The organism is Sediminibacterium sp. TEGAF015 (assembly GCF_025997995.1).
Lineage (GTDB): Bacteria > Bacteroidota > Bacteroidia > Chitinophagales > Chitinophagaceae > Sediminibacterium.
The window spans coordinates 2,142,787-2,158,037 of the sequence record NZ_AP026683.1 but is presented as its reverse complement, the minus strand read 5'-3'; the positions used below and the strand labels follow the sequence as shown (position 1 = coordinate 2,158,037).

Here is a 15,251-nt window from a genome sequence, read left to right as displayed (position 1 = left end):
ATTAATTTCTGCGAATGGCACCAATACCTTCTTTAAATAAGAGTTGGTTTAGTGCTGGAATATCCACGTTGTTGATGGCTTCTCCTCTTGCTTTTAATTCAGTCCATTGAGCAGTGTAGTGCTGTAATAAATCTTTTGAAGGCTTGTTGATACTGGGTATATCACTCTCTGCATGATTCATTAAAAACATATAATATGCCGTAAACTTATTCAGGAAATTTTCAGCATCGTCATATGCTGTGGACTTACGCTGAATCATTTCTTCGTCCCAGGCTTTCATTTTTTTCAATAGCTCCTCAGCCTTTGATTTTACATCTCCCTTTGGCAGATTTTTAATTATCTGATCCAATTGTTGTTTTTTAGAAAATAATTCATTTACGAGGTTGTGCATTTCTTTTACATTGTCTTCCATGCCACTCATGAATGTTTCAAACTCTTTGTAGTCTTCTGCTGTGGTTGGATAAGTTGGATTTGATAAAATGGTTGCCATTGTTGTTACGGTTTTTCCATCTGCTTCCAACGTAATGGTATAATTACCCGGGATGGATTTGTGCCCGCGGAAACTACTTTCAATATAAGTATTGGGCACGCCTGGCAATGTACTATGTCTAAGGTTCCATACAAAACGATTCAATCCTTTTTGTATAGATAGTTGCGGATCTCTTGGAGGAGCACCATCGTATCTTTTATAATTTGGATCAGCTTTAGAGCTAAAACTTCTGATGATTTTTCCTGCTGCATCTTTGATGCTCATTTTTACTTCAGCATTTTCTTTTAATTCTGGTAATTCATAATACAAGACAATTCCCGTTGCCGGATTTACTCCTCTTGTAGGATTTGTGCCGTCGAAATCCGGATTGTTTCCATCTAGTTCAGAACTGCCTGTTGCTAAGATAGCCGGCGCTGGTTGATAGAGAGTTAAGTTGTTCAATGGCGCTTTGTATTGACGAATCAATGTTAAGTCGTCCAGGATCCAAAAAGATCTTCCGGAAGTAGCTGCAATCAGATTATCCTGATGTACTCTTAAATCAGTGATAGGGGTATTGGGTAAATTCAATTGAAAGGATGACCAATTCTTTCCTCCGTTGTAAGAAATGTAAACACCATTTTCTGTACCTGCATACAAAAGATCTTTTCTTTTATCATCCTCCCTTACTACACGAGTGAAAGATCCCGCTGGTATACCATTGCTAATATTGGTCCATGTTTTTCCGTAGTCAGTACTTTTATACAAGCCGGGAGTGTGGTCGTTGAATTTGTATCGGGTAGTAGCAATATAAACGGTTGCTTTATCAAATGGAGATACTTCTATTGAGTTGATCAAGCATTCCGCTAGACCAGCAGGTGTTATATTTTTCCAATTGGCTCCACCATCCCTGGTGATATAAACCAATCCATCGTCACTACCTGTATACATAACCCCTTTTTCTATTGGAGACTCAATTACGTAGCTTAACGTACCATAATTTTCTGCACCTACCGATTCATTAGTAAAAGGAACGCCTGGCTTTACTTGTTTTTCTTTTTCATTTCTGGTTAAATCTGGTGAAACTTCCTCCCAGGTTTTTCCCATATCTCTGGTTCTCAGTAATACATGTGCTCCATGATAATAAGTGCCTGGTTCATGTTTGCTGTGAATGATGGGGGCATTCCAATTGTATCTGTATTTCATGTCTTTTGCATCCATCGCCAAGTATTGAATGGGTGCTGCCATGATATTAGTACTAGCATTGTTTTTTGTATCAAGCACTTCAATAGTTCCCTGATAAGATCCTCCTAATACATATCTTGGATTGTTTGGATCAAAAGCTAAAAATGCACTTTCACCACCAGCCGATGCAGACCAGTCGGCGTTTGTAATCCCCCCAGAAAAAGTTCTGCTGGCAATTTTTACCGATGTGTTGTCTTGCTGACCTCCGTAAATATTGTAGGGGAATAAATTGTCTACATTAATCCGGTAGATCTGTGCAGTTGGCATATTACTTTGACTGCTCCAGGTTATGCCTCCATTAAAACTGATGGTTACACCGCCGTCGTCTGCCATCACTAAATTTTTTGAGTCAGCAGGATTGATCCACAAATTGTGGTGATCTCCATGCATTGTCTGTATATTCTCCCAGGTCTTTCCTCCGTCAATGGATTTTAAAGCAGGTGCACTCAACACGTATACCGTATTTTCATTATTGGGATCAGGAAATACTTCAATATAGTACCAGGCACGTTGAATGATTTTATGTTCATTGGATACCTGCGAAAAACTTTTACCTGCGTTGTTGGAAACATAGAGCCCGCCTGCATTTTTATCAAAATCACTTTCAATTAATGCATACACTTTTTCTGAATTGGCAGGGCTTACTGCAATCGCCATTTTGCCCATTTCTTTAGGAAGTCCGGTACTTAATTTTTCCCAACTGTTTCCTCCATCTGTTGATTTATATAAACCACTTCCTGGTCCGCCACTGATGATTTTCCATGGTAGTCTTCCATGTTCCCACATGGCAGCGTATAAAATATTGGGATTCTTTGCATCTATTGATAATTCAGCAGCTCCCGTTTTTTCGTTGATATATAAAATCTTTTTCCAAGTTAAACCTCCGTCAGTTGTTTTATATATCCCTCTTTCAGTAGAGCTGCTATACAATGCACCTTGCGCTGCTACATAAACAATATCAGCATTATTCGGATCAATAATTACACGTGCAATATGTTGCGTAAGTTCTAATCCAATTTTCTTCCATGTCTTACCTGCATCTGTACTTTTATATATCCCGTCTCCGTGATGTGTCATTACTCCTCTTACTGCATGTTCTCCCATGCCAACATAAACAATATTGGTGTTGCTTTCAGATACAGCAATCGCGCCCACTGATCCTGTTTTAAATTGCCCATCTGATATATTGTTCCAGGTAATTCCACGGTCAGTTGTTTTCCACAGACCACCTCCGGTTGTGCCCATATAATAGGTATGGATATCTCCTTTTACACCAGTACCAGTGTTGGATCGACCTCCTCTAAAAGGTCCAATGCTTCTCCATTTTACTGGTTTAAAATAAGCGTTAAAGTTTTCTGTAGTGGGTTCCTTGCTATTTTGTGCAAGTGCATAGTCTGCACCAGAAATCAGGAGCAGTCCTAAGAGGAGTTTGTGCATATGGCTGAATTTTATACAGAAATATACTGCATAAAAATCAATTTGCTTCATTTGGAAGCTTTACAGTAAACTGGCTCCCTTTTATTTCCCTTTGAGCTATTAACAGTTCTCCTTTGTGTTTTGCTATGAATTCTTTACATATTAATAACCCTAATCCGGTTCCTCTTTCTTTTGCTGTTCCTCTTCTTGAATTACTTAAACTAGCTGTTTGAAGTTGTTCTAAAGTTTGGCTACTCATGCCAATTCCTTCATCAATCACATGAATATAAAGATGCTGTTCGTCTTGTTCTGTAATCACTTGAATGGCACTATTCTTGTGACTAAATTTAATGGCATTGCTAATTAAATTGCGTAAGATAAAGTCAAGCATTTCTTTATCAGCATAGATAAAATGTGCTTCTGAAATGGATTGTTCAATTTGCACTTGTTTCATATGGGCTTGTAAGTATAAAAGCCGAATATTTTTTTCTAATGCTGTTTTAGCCTTTAGTTTCTCTGGATTAAATGCTAATAATTGCATTTGGCTTTTACTCCATTGCAATACATTGTATAATAACTCGTTTAAATAATCCAATGAGTCCTGTGCCTCTTTTATCATTTTCTTTTTTTCCTCTTCATTCAACTTTTCATGGTGCTTAGTAATGAGTTTTAGGAAAGATTGCATAGTTGCCAATGGGTTTCTCAGATCATGAGAGATAATAGAAAACAACTTGTCTTTTACACTATTTAATTGCGACAGTTGCTCTTTTGACTCTTCTAATAGCTGAACGGTTACTCTTGTTCTATTGTATCTACTGGCTAATCCTAGTGCAAAAATGATTACTTGAATTACAAAGCCAATTTGTAAAATATAACGGGTGTAAAAATTATCTTCTACTAAGGACATTTCTCTTAATATAAATAAGATAGCCCCTATTACAAGAAGTGCATTGGCTGTTATAAAATATTTCGCAGGCTCATATTTGTCTATATAATAGGCGATTAATCCAGCAACGAGCATAAAAATTAAAACCAAAGTGCCAATAATTCCTACGCCAGTTACTAATAAGTTAAACAGATCAATATTGTAAATGAAACTAATTGTTCCTACAATAAGTAAACCACTGCACGCAATTAATAGTATTTGAATTACTCTGTTGGTAACTGGCATATAACTACTTGTGTTCAAGTAGGTTTTAGTAAATAGTAGTCGTGCAATATTAGTCATAGGAACAATAATTGAATAGCAGAAACTGTCCCATCTGGGCATACTAGGCCACAAGTATTCAATGCCAAACCCATAATAAAAAGCAAGGTAAAGCCCTAATCCTACAATGCTAAAAACATAATAGAGATAACTTTCGTCGCGTACACCGTAGAATATGAATAAATTATATAAAGCCATTACTAGTATGGTCCCTAAAAACATGCCCTGCCAAAACAATCTACCAGTATCCTGTTGTTCAAATAAAATGGTTGGCTGAATGGTTAATTTAAATTCCTTGGGATCATAAATAGTATAGACTGGTTCATAACATATTTCAATAGTGTATACTTTGTTCTTTAAAAAGCTATACTGAATTGCATTGATATTAGAAGGATAGCTTCTTTTGTTTAAAGGGAGTAAAGCACCCGTAGATAGTTCTTTTCTTTGACCAACATCATTGGTAATGAATGTTTTTATTTTACCTGTTTTAGAAAATTGTATAATAATATCTTGATCTGATGACGTAGTGCTGATGAATGTAAAACTTCCTTGATAAGTGGATTGCTTAGCATCCTTTGATTTTTTAGTCCAGTTGATTTCTTTACTTAAGTTGATAGGTTCCCCAGTAAAGCGAATAGGTCCGTCCTTTGCATATACGCTAATAGCAAGTAGGGAGCATATGAATATGATGAAGTATTGTTTCAGAATGAATATTTGCCCTAAATTTAACAAATGAGTGGTATTAAAATTTTATTAGTTGAAGATGACTGGATCATTGCTAAAGAGATTTCGCTTTCGTTGCACGATCTGGGCTTTGAAGTGCTAGCGCATGTTGAATCAGGGGAAGATGCTCTTAAAAAAATTGCAGAACAAAAACCTGACCTTATTTTATTAGATATTGGTTTAAGTGGAGAGTTGTCGGGAATAGAAACTGCTCAAATAATAAAAAAAGAACATCATTTGCCTTTTATATTTTTAACCGCTCTAGCTGACAGTAGTACCATTGAAAAGGCAAAATTAACAGAACCCTATGCTTATTTAGTAAAACCAGTTAAAATTGAGACCCTTTATTCTACTATTGAAATTACTTTATACAATGCGGCTCAAAGAAAAGATGTAACTCCTTTCTTAAAAGAAGGATTGACCATTAATGATGCCATTTTTGTTAAAACAAAAGGGAGATTGGAGAAGCTCCAATTAAATCAGGTTTTGTGGGTAGAGGCTTCAGATATTTATGCATTGGTTTGTACAGCATCGGGTAAATATTTATTAAATACAAGTCTTGCAGCAGTTGAAGAAAAATTCCCCTCTGACAGTTTCTTGCGAGTGCATCGCTCTTACATTGTTAATGTAAATAAGATTGAAGCCATTGAAAAAGATGAACTTTTTATTAATCAGCAGCGAATCCCTATTGGAAAAACATACAAGGATAAGCTAATGAGTAAACTATCTTTTCTTTAAAAATACTTTTACCCTACTTTTTTAGTAGTTCGCCCTATTTTTTAATTCGTTGGCAAGGTTTTGTAAATATGAATACAGTTGAATGATAATTTCATTGTAACGATTTGCCAATATGAATCAACATGCTTTGCCTGGCATGGTTACTGCCATTTGGATAGCCATCCTACTTTATATGTGTACCATTGTTTTTTTTGTGGTACGGGGTGCTATGAAAACCCATAGCATGAGCGATTTTGCTCTAGGCAGTATGCAATTTAATCCCTCTTTTTTAGGTCTTTCATTGGCTGCTTCTATGAGTAGTGCTGCTACATTTATTATAAATCCTGGTTTTGTAGCTTATTACGGATTGAGCGGCGTTTTAAGTATGGCTGTTTTTTTGCCGATTGGCACTTTGGTCTCCTTGGCTATTCTTTCTAAACGGTTTCGTAAGTACGGCCAAACGGTTAATGCCAAAACCATTGCACAATGGATGGGTATCCGATATCAAAGCAAGGGATTTGCTCTCTTTTTTGGTTTTCTTTCTTTGTTAATGATGGCTTTTATAGTTATGATTTGTGTAGGCTTGACTCAGGTAGTGTCTCGCTCGCTCAATTTACCCATATTGCCTACATTAATTGGAGTTGTTGCTTTCACTTTTACTTATATGATGTTTGGGGGCGCTAACAGTATGGTTTATACTAATACCGTTCAAGCCTTTTTAAAAATTATAGTAACTGTTATACTGCTTGGTTCTGGATACGATCATTTTGCAGAAGGCGTACATGGTTTTTTGAATACATTAATCGCTATAGATCCACAGTTAGCCAAGCCATTTAATGCATCTAGCCCACTGTTTAGAGATTTTTTTGAAGTGGTTATTTGTCAGTTAATTGTAGGAACAGCTGTAGTATGTCAGCCCCATATTTTAACAAGATCTCTCTTATTAAAAAATGACAAAGATTTAAACCGATTTTTAACAGTAGCTATTATTGCTTTGGCGTTGTTTTTTTTAGTGGTTTTTGTGGGCTTATATGCAAGAATTTTATTTCCTACATTAAGTTTAGATGGAAAGTCTATTCCATTAGATGGTGTGATGAGTCAGTTTGTGGTTAGTCGTTTCCCCGTATATATTGCCATAGTTTTAGTGTTGGGATTAATTTCAGCTGGTATGGCAACATTGGAAGGCTTAATCCAAAGTTTAAGTACAACGTTTACTTCCGATATCATAAAACCGCTTACTGGCAATACCATTATTAAAGATTCAACTAAAGCAGGTGGCATAGTTTCAGAATTGCTAATGAACAGATTGGTGATTGTTCTTATGGGATTAGTGGCAATTTTTATTTCATACAACCAATTGTTAGCACCTGACTTAAGTGTTGGAATTTTTGCTCAAAACGGTGTCTATGCTTATTTCTGTGGCGCATTTGTTCCCGTTTTGTTTGGGATATTTATTAAAGACTGCCCTAGAATTGCAGCTATTGGTGCAAGTATAACTGCTGTAGTTATTCATTTTTCTGTTTATTATGGTCGACTTACGGCCTATATGCAAAATGGCACCCGAAATCCTGGCATTGCAGCTTCTATTGCTATTATATGCTCTTTGGTGATTGGACTTATTTTATATTACGCTTTTAGGAATAAAACCACTATCACAAAGGCATGAAATATAGTATAACCATATTGTTTGTCCTTTTTGCAGTAACTGTATCTTATTGCCAATGTTTGCCTGAGTATGGTTTTGCAGTGCGTCAATTCAAGTTTGATTCTACCTCCATCAACTATATTGATAAAGGTGTTGGTCAACCTATTCTTATGATACACGGATTAGGGGGTAATGCATCACATTGGAAAAGTATAATTGAAAACTTATCTATCTCCAACAGGTGTATAGCAATTGATTTACCAGGATATGGAGGAAGTGATATTATTCAAAATCTTGAGCCTAAAAAAGTGCTTCAAACCTATGCTAATATTGCGGTTCAATTGCTTACTTTTTTAAAACTAAATAAGGTAACACTAATGGGTCATTCAATGGGTGGTCAAGTTGCCCTGATCCTGGCTTTGCAGGAACCAACTTTGATTAATCAACTTATTCTGGTTGCACCAGCTGGATTAGAAACTTTTACAGAAAGTGAATCCGCTTTCTTAACAAAATATGCTACTCCTTCTTTTTATGAGTCACAGGATAGCATAACTATTGAAAGAAATTATAATGCAAATTTTTATAGATCGAATCAAGAAATGAATCGATTAATACAAGAGCGATTAAATCTTAAAAAATGTGTTGGCTTTAGAAACTACTGTTCTCAAATTGTATTAGGTGTGCAAGGGATGTTATCATCTCCAGTTAAATCTCGGTTGTCTTTTATTAATCAAAAAACGCTTATTGTATTTGGTGAGAACGATAGTTTAATCCCCAATAGGTTATTGCATCCAACTTTAACCGTAAGAGATATTGCCAATATAGGAATGTTGATACCTAATGCGGCAATTGCTATGATACCCGAGGCTGGTCATCTATTGCCATTGGACCAACCTGCTGCTTTAACTAAAATGATTAAAAAATTTATACCATAACAAACCAATAAAACAAACCAAGATGAAAAAACTGTTTGTAATAATCTTACTTGCGCTGGTTCAGGTAACCGCCATGGCACAAGGAACAAAAACGACTGGTCGCGTAACCGATGCGGCTACTGGTATGCCGTTAGAGGGCGCTAGTGTTACTATAAAGTCTACCGGAATGGGAACTTCTACTGATGTAAATGGACAATTTTCCATTTTGTCTGCTAAGACTGGTAAAATAACATTGCGCGTTTCTTATGTTGGTTATGCCGATGTAGAAAAAGTTGTAGAAGCTGGCTCTGCAGTCAATATTACTTTAAAAGAAGAACAAGGTCGGGGTAATGATGTAGTAGTAAGTGCATCCAAACGTCCAGAAAAAATCACTAGAGCTCCAGCAACAATAAGTGTAATTAGTGCTAAAGATTTAGAACAAACATCCTCTTTTAATATAGGTGAATTGGCTTCTAAAATACAGGGGGTAGAATTTATTAGAACAGGTGTTAATGGTGTTGGTTTTAATGCACGCGGATTTAATAATGCATTCAATGCTAAGATTTTGCAAATGACTGATGGAAGAAATTCTATGATGGCCGGGGGTAGCGGTTTACCTTCTGGTATCATGAATACGGTTATTAAAGAAGACGTGGAAAGATTGGAAATTGTATTAGGCCCTAATTCTGCTTTATACGGTCCAAATGCGCACAATGGTATTGCCAATACCATTACCAAAGATCCTCGTAAGTATCAGGGAACAACTTTGGTAATTGGTGCAGGAAATAGAGATGTATTTTCTGGCAGATTTAGAACAGCATCTAAAATCAACAACAAATGGGCGTATAAAATAACAGGCGAATATACAACTGGTAGGGATTTTGAATTTAATGATAGTATTTATGCTGGTGGCTCAGTATATGGTCCGGCATTAGCCATTCCTGAACGAATTCCTAACTACAACTTTAAGCATATTCGTGGTGCCGCTGATGTTTACTATGCAGTTAATGCCAAGTCTGATATCATTGTTTCGTATGGCGGCAGCAACAATAATTTTTTAAGTGTTAATAATACTGGACGAAATCAAATTAAAGACTGGAAATTTTCTTATTTACAAGTCAAGTATGTAAGTCCTCGTTTTTTTGCTCAGGCTTATGAAACCTGGACTAATGTAGGAAACTCTTATGGCATACCAGGTTATACAAGAGATTATTGGAATAGAACACATAGCACTATTACAGACCCAAATAATCCATTGTTTGCCGCAGTTGGTCAGTTATATCCAGATCAGGCCGAAGCTTTTGCAACCAGATTGGGAAATCGCTTTAAAGAAACCTCAAAAAGATTTAATGCTGAAGCGCAGTACAATAACAATTTTGAGAAAGCGGGCTTGAGTTTGGTTGTAGGGATGTCTTATCAAAAAGACAAACCCAACACCTATGGAACAAGTTTAATTGACGCCAATCAATTGGTAGAAGTTACTCAATATGGTGGTGCCATTCAACTAGAAAAAACTTTGCCGGCCGATTTCAAATTGGTGGCGGCAGCCAGATTGGATCACCATAGTTTGTTTAAAAATATGTTTTCTCCAAAATTGGCTTTGGTAAAAGGTGTTCCTGGGGGTAGTGTAAGATTAACCTACGGTAAAGCATTTGCAGCACCTATTATATTGTTTCAAAGAGCGAGTGTATTTGGCTTAGTATTTGGTAATGGAGATGGCGTAACCTATGTTCCAAATGGTGCACCATTAACCACCACTGCTAATACTGTACCATTACAACCAGAACAAATTAATACTTGGGAATTAGGCTATAAGGGTACAGTAGGAAAGAAATTATATATAGATATCAATGGTTATTACAGCAATAGTAAGAATTTTTTAAGTCCTGCAATTACCGTAGGTGGAAGAGCTTTAAGCGTAGGTAGTATACCAATTACAACTCCTTTGTTATTACCCGGTACAGTAACCAATGGTGTATTAGGTGGCGCAGCTTTCTCAACATATTTTAATTATGGCGAAGTTGCTTCCTATGGAGTTGATTTAGGGTTGAATTATTACTTTAACGATAATGTAAGTTGGGCGTTTAAGTATTCATGGTTTGGTAGTGATATCACTAAGAACAATATTAAAAATGATGCCAATAGAGACGGATATGTTTCACTTGAAGAGAGAAGTTTGAATGCTCCAGCAAACCGCTTTTCAACAACTTTAAGTTTCCAAAATATGGCTAAAGGAAAAATGTTCATGAATATCTCCATGCGATGGGTAGAGTCATATGATTTGTATAGTGGTAACCAAATTGGAACTAAGGTTGGTGCAGGAAGCAGAGGTGTAGTTTATGGTGGCGTAAATCCTTTGAACAATTTGCCAAGAAACTACATCAAGAATTTTAACTGGGGTGCTCTTGGTGGATTCACCACATTCGATATTAGTGCTGGCTATAAGTTAAACAGTCAGTTATCCATTGGTGTAGGTATCAGCAACCTATTCAATGTTAAACAATTAGAGTTCGTTGGATCTCCATCTATTGGAAGATTGTTCTCAGTAGAATTAAAAGCACATATTCCTAATAGTAAAAAATAGTTCTTAAGCAAGTTTAGTTTTTAAGCAGTGGCGGCCTTAGGTCGCCACTTTCCTATTCAAATGACGATATGTATAGCAATCATTTAACCATACAGCATTGGCTTACCAATCATGCAAAATATACCCCCAATAAAATAGCAATTATTTGTGGTAAGCACCGTTTAAGTTTTGAGCAATTAAATGCCAGTGTAAATCAATTAATTCACTCATTAAAACGGGCTGGCATCAAAAAAGGGGATAAGGTAGCTACTGTTTTACCAAACTGTTTAGAACTTTGGGAAGTATATTGGGCATGTGCAAAGATGGGTGCCGTTGCTGTTCCTCTTAGCCCCTTATTACGCGGACATGGTTTGGCTAATCTGATTATCAATGCCGACACTTCTTTAATTATAATAAATAAAGAAACACTCCCTTATTTACATGAGATTAAACCTCTTTTACATTTACATAATGATGCAGCAGTTTGGGTTACCAATGCCGAGTCGAATGTTGGTGCTGATTCCTACTACATGCAAAAAAGAGCATTCGACGCAACAGAACCTGTTTTAGATAATCTAGTTGGATCAGATTCCTATAATATTATTTACAGTAGTGGTACCACTGGTTTGCCAAAAGGGATTGTAATCTCCCATGCAGTAAGAGCTTTATATGGTTCTCTATTTGCAAATTATTATAGAATGACACCCGAGAGTGTAGTAATGCATTCGGGTTCTATCATTTTTAATGGTTCATTTTTAACATTAATGCCTGCGATGTTTTTAGGTTGTACTTATATTTTGCAAGATCATTTTGATCCGGCTGAAGTTGTTACAACAATTCAACAAGAAAATGTGACCCATACTATTTTAGTGCCGTCTCAAATTATTGCTTGTTTACAACAAACTGAATTTGCTAAAGAAACCCTTCCCTCTATTGAATATATCTTATCAGTGGGAGCCCCTCTATTATTAGAGCATAAGCAAGCTTTGAATAAGCAATTGCCCGGTGTTTTCTATGAACTATATGGTTTAACTGAAGGATTTATGACCATTTTAGATAAGAATGATGCAATGCGTAAAACAGGATCAGTAGGTTATCCACCACGGTTTATGCAAATTAGTATTAAAGACGAAAATGGTAAAGAATTGCCAATTGGCACAACGGGTGAAATTGTTGGAACTGGACCTCTTCTAATGGATGGATATTATAAAAATCCAGAACAAACTGCTACAGCCCTAAAGGATGGCTGGTTGTATACGGGCGATTTAGGGTACATAGATGAAGACGGTTTTTTGTATTTAACAGGACGAAAAAAAGATTTAATCATTTCGGGTGGAGTGAATGTATACCCTGCAGATATAGAAGAGGTAGTAATTCAACATGAGGCGGTAAACGATGTAGCTGTTTTTGGGGTGCCACATCCAGAGTGGGGCGAAACTCCAGTTGCGGCTATTGTTCTTAAAGAACATAAACGGGCCTCCTCTTCTATTGAAATACAAAACTGGGTGAATAAACATATTGATGCAAGATTTCAAAAGCTTAGTGAGGTTATGATAGTTGCAGAACTCCCCAGGAATATTGCAGGCAAAGTATTGAAACACGAATTGAAAAAAAGGTATGAAGATGCAAAGTAAATTTATACTAACGAATGGTGTTCATTTGCATTATCTGGATTTTGGTACAGATAGCAATAATAGTTCAGATACGATTTTATTTATTCATGGCCTAACTGCCAATGCGCATGCCTTTGATGCAATTATTGAGAGTGAGTTAATAAAGCAATATCGAATTATATCTGTAGATCTAAGAGGGAGAGGCTTAAGCGATCAACCTGAAACAGGATATACGATGTTAGATCATGCTAAAGATATTATAGGCCTACTAAAAAACCTGGACGTTAAAAATATTCATATAGTTGGCCATTCCTTTGGAGGTTTTTTAGGATTATACCTAGCTATTTATTATCCAGCAATTATCAATAAACTGATAATTCTTGATGCAGCTGTTGATATGCATCCAAACACTAAAGAAATGCTAGGGCCTGCTTTAGGAAGACTTGGGCAAGTATTCGATTCTTTTGATACCTATATAGCTAAGGTAAAGCAAGCTCCTTATCTTAGTTTTTGGGATGAAGCAATGTTATCCTACTATAAGGCTGACGTATTTCAAAATATTGATGGTACTGTTACGCCAAGGAGCAAACCTGCTCATATGATGGAAGCAGTATTAAAAGGTAGCCTGGGGTTACCATGGAAGGAAATTATAGGCCTTTGCAATAAGGATGTTCTTTTGATTAATGCACCAGGTATTTATAGTTTAGGCGCTGCATTGCTACCCGAAGACCTGGCCAGGGAAACAGTAGCTTTATTGCCTAAAGCACAGTATCAAAAAGTAGAAGGCAATCATCAGACAATGTTGTATGGAATAGGAGCAAAGCAAATAAAATCATTTATTAAAACTTTTTTAAATTAAAGATATATGCAGATTAATAAATCCGTTGCTGTTATAACAGGTGCTGCAAGTGGCTTAGGTGAAGCAGCAGCTCGTTCATTAGCTGCTTTAGGGGCAAAAGTTATTTTGGCAGATATGAACCTCGAAAAGCTACAATTAATCACAGATGAATTGGTTGCTGCCGAATATAGTGCCGTATATAAAGTTACCGATGTAACCGATGACAACTCAGTTGCAGCTTTAATGGATTTAGCAATTCAGGAATATGGTGCTATCAATATTGTGGTGGCTAGTGCAGGCATTATAAGAGATAGCTATTTGGTTACTCCTGATAGAGAAACAGGAAAAGTAAAAAAATTCATGAGTACTGAGCAATTCAGGCAAGTCGTAGATGTAAATCTTACGGGTGTATTTATTACTCTGAGAGAAGCTGCTATTAAAATGGTTAATCATCAATGTAAGGGGGTTCTGATTCCCATATCATCAATCAATAAAATTGGTGAATTAGGCCAACTTAATTATGCTTCAACCAAAGCCGCTATTGCCCTATGGCCTAAGATATTGGCAGGCGAATTCCATGCAAGAAATATTAAACATATCCGGGTAGCTGCTATTGCACCTGGTTATGTTGCAACTCCCATGTTAACTTCTATCAATCCTGAAATACTTCAGAAAATTGTGGCAGATATACCTTTAGACAGATTAGTTAATCCTGAAGAAATTATTCAAACAATTCGTTTTATAGTAGAGAATGAAGCGGTGCATGGCACAACTCTTGAGGTAAGTGGCGGAATTATTGGTAAGGGTCTGGCAAAGTGATTGTATCTTCAACCCATGTCTAAGGGGAAATTAGATATCATTGATAAGGTGCTGGAAGCATGTTATAAGTATAATCCCGATGCATTGTTCGTGATGAGCTTAATGCACCAGTATGAAGAAAGAGGTAGTTTGAGTAAAAAACAATTAGAAGGACTTCTGGCCAAAGCCAGCAAAGTGCCTGATATGCCAACTAACTGGTTGGCTACGTTGGAAGCCACCATTCATAAAATGCATACCCGTGCCAAGGATCCTGCAAAAGCTGGTAAGCCACTATTTGAGAAAGACGAGGCGCTGGGAGCTAAAATGCAAGCCGTCCTTCAAAAATATCCTGGGCACAAAAGGGTAGTATTCCTCTTTGAAAAATTCAATCGCAATGAGGTTTTGACCCCTTTAGAAAAAACTGAGATTGAGAAATTTCACAAACTCTTGGTGAGGTAGTACATGACGAATGTCATAAAACTTGCTTTTTAAAAAAGTTACCTTCGACGCTTTAAATAATATTCTTTATGAAAGTAGCGCAAAATATTCTAGACAGAAGCCAGAACCAGTGTGAACTATGTGCGGCCACAACTCCTCTGTCATTATACGAAGTTTCTCCGGTTGACAGAACTTCCGAAAACAATTGTATCATGATTTGTCAGAAATGCTTGCAGCAGATCGATAAAAAAGAAGCGCTGGATAGTGCCCATTGGAATTGTTTAAGCACAGCTATGTGGAGTGAAGTCCCCGGTATTCAGGTTGTTTCGTGGAGAATGTTGAATAGATTAAGAGAAGAAGCCTGGGCCGCCGAATTATTGGATATGATGTATCTAGATGATGAAACATTGGCATGGGCAAAAGCTACTGGCGATCATGATAATGATAGCTCTGTAGATTTACATGTTGATTGCAATGGCCAGCAACTGTTTGCGGGAGATAGCGTTGTGCTAACGAAATCCCTGGATGTGAAAGGTACAAGCCTGAATGCAAAAATGGGTACAGTGGTAAAAAATATCCGTCTGGTTCCTGATAATACTGAGCAAATAGAAGGAAAGATTGAAGGTCAAATGATTGTTATTCTTACAAAATACGTTCGCAAAGCATAA

At 36.7% G+C, this 15,251-nt stretch carries 11 protein-coding genes; 9 read left to right on the top strand and 2 right to left on the bottom strand.

Going from position 1 to position 15,251, the window contains the following annotated elements:
• Position 1 precedes the first annotated feature (1 nt).
• Together TEGAF0_RS09785 and TEGAF0_RS09780 are read right to left on the bottom strand one after the other, a co-directional pair.
• Complete coding sequence (locus TEGAF0_RS09785) at positions 2–3,148, bottom strand: WD40/YVTN/BNR-like repeat-containing protein (protein ID WP_264897995.1); 3,147 nt, start codon at positions 3,146–3,148, stop codon at positions 2–4.
• Between the two features lie 37 nt (positions 3,149–3,185).
• A complete protein-coding gene (locus tag TEGAF0_RS09780) occupies positions 3,186–5,066 on the bottom strand; it encodes a sensor histidine kinase (RefSeq protein ID WP_264897994.1) in 1,881 nt (626 codons plus the stop codon).
• Between TEGAF0_RS09780 and TEGAF0_RS09775 the strand changes: the two genes are divergently transcribed.
• The 9 genes from TEGAF0_RS09775 to TEGAF0_RS09735 all read left to right on the top strand — a co-directional run bounded on the left by TEGAF0_RS09775 (position 5,067) and on the right by TEGAF0_RS09735 (position 15,251).
• Positions 5,067–5,795 (top strand): LytR/AlgR family response regulator transcription factor, encoded by a 729-nt coding sequence (locus TEGAF0_RS09775; RefSeq protein ID WP_264897993.1) that lies wholly within the window; start codon positions 5,067–5,069, stop codon positions 5,793–5,795.
• A 112-nt stretch (positions 5,796–5,907) separates the two neighbouring features.
• Positions 5,908–7,440: a sodium:solute symporter family transporter gene (locus tag TEGAF0_RS09770; RefSeq protein WP_264897992.1), complete on the top strand. Its 1,533-nt coding sequence runs from the start codon at positions 5,908–5,910 to the stop codon at positions 7,438–7,440.
• Positions 7,437–8,354: an alpha/beta fold hydrolase gene (locus tag TEGAF0_RS09765; protein ID WP_264897991.1), complete on the top strand. Its 918-nt coding sequence runs from the start codon at positions 7,437–7,439 to the stop codon at positions 8,352–8,354. Before TEGAF0_RS09770 ends, TEGAF0_RS09765 begins: the two co-directional genes overlap by 4 nt.
• Before the next feature lie 22 nt (positions 8,355–8,376).
• Entirely contained in the window at positions 8,377–10,917 is a 2,541-nt protein-coding gene (locus tag TEGAF0_RS09760; protein WP_264897990.1) for a TonB-dependent receptor, read from the top strand.
• 68 nt (positions 10,918–10,985) lie between these two features.
• A complete protein-coding gene (locus TEGAF0_RS09755; protein ID WP_264897989.1) occupies positions 10,986–12,530 on the top strand; it encodes a class I adenylate-forming enzyme family protein in 1,545 nt (514 codons plus the stop codon).
• Entirely contained in the window at positions 12,520–13,368 is an 849-nt protein-coding gene (locus TEGAF0_RS09750) for an alpha/beta fold hydrolase (protein WP_264897988.1), read from the top strand. Before TEGAF0_RS09755 ends, TEGAF0_RS09750 begins: the two co-directional genes overlap by 11 nt.
• Before the next feature lie 6 nt (positions 13,369–13,374).
• Positions 13,375–14,166 (top strand): SDR family NAD(P)-dependent oxidoreductase, encoded by a 792-nt coding sequence (locus TEGAF0_RS09745; protein ID WP_264897987.1) that lies wholly within the window; start codon positions 13,375–13,377, stop codon positions 14,164–14,166.
• Positions 14,167–14,181: 15 nt separating this feature from the next.
• Positions 14,182–14,604, top strand: coding sequence for a hypothetical protein (locus TEGAF0_RS09740; protein WP_264897986.1), 423 nt, complete (start codon positions 14,182–14,184; stop codon positions 14,602–14,604).
• Between the two features lie 68 nt (positions 14,605–14,672).
• Positions 14,673–15,251 (top strand): PhnA domain-containing protein, encoded by a 579-nt coding sequence (locus TEGAF0_RS09735; protein WP_264897985.1) that lies wholly within the window; start codon positions 14,673–14,675, stop codon positions 15,249–15,251.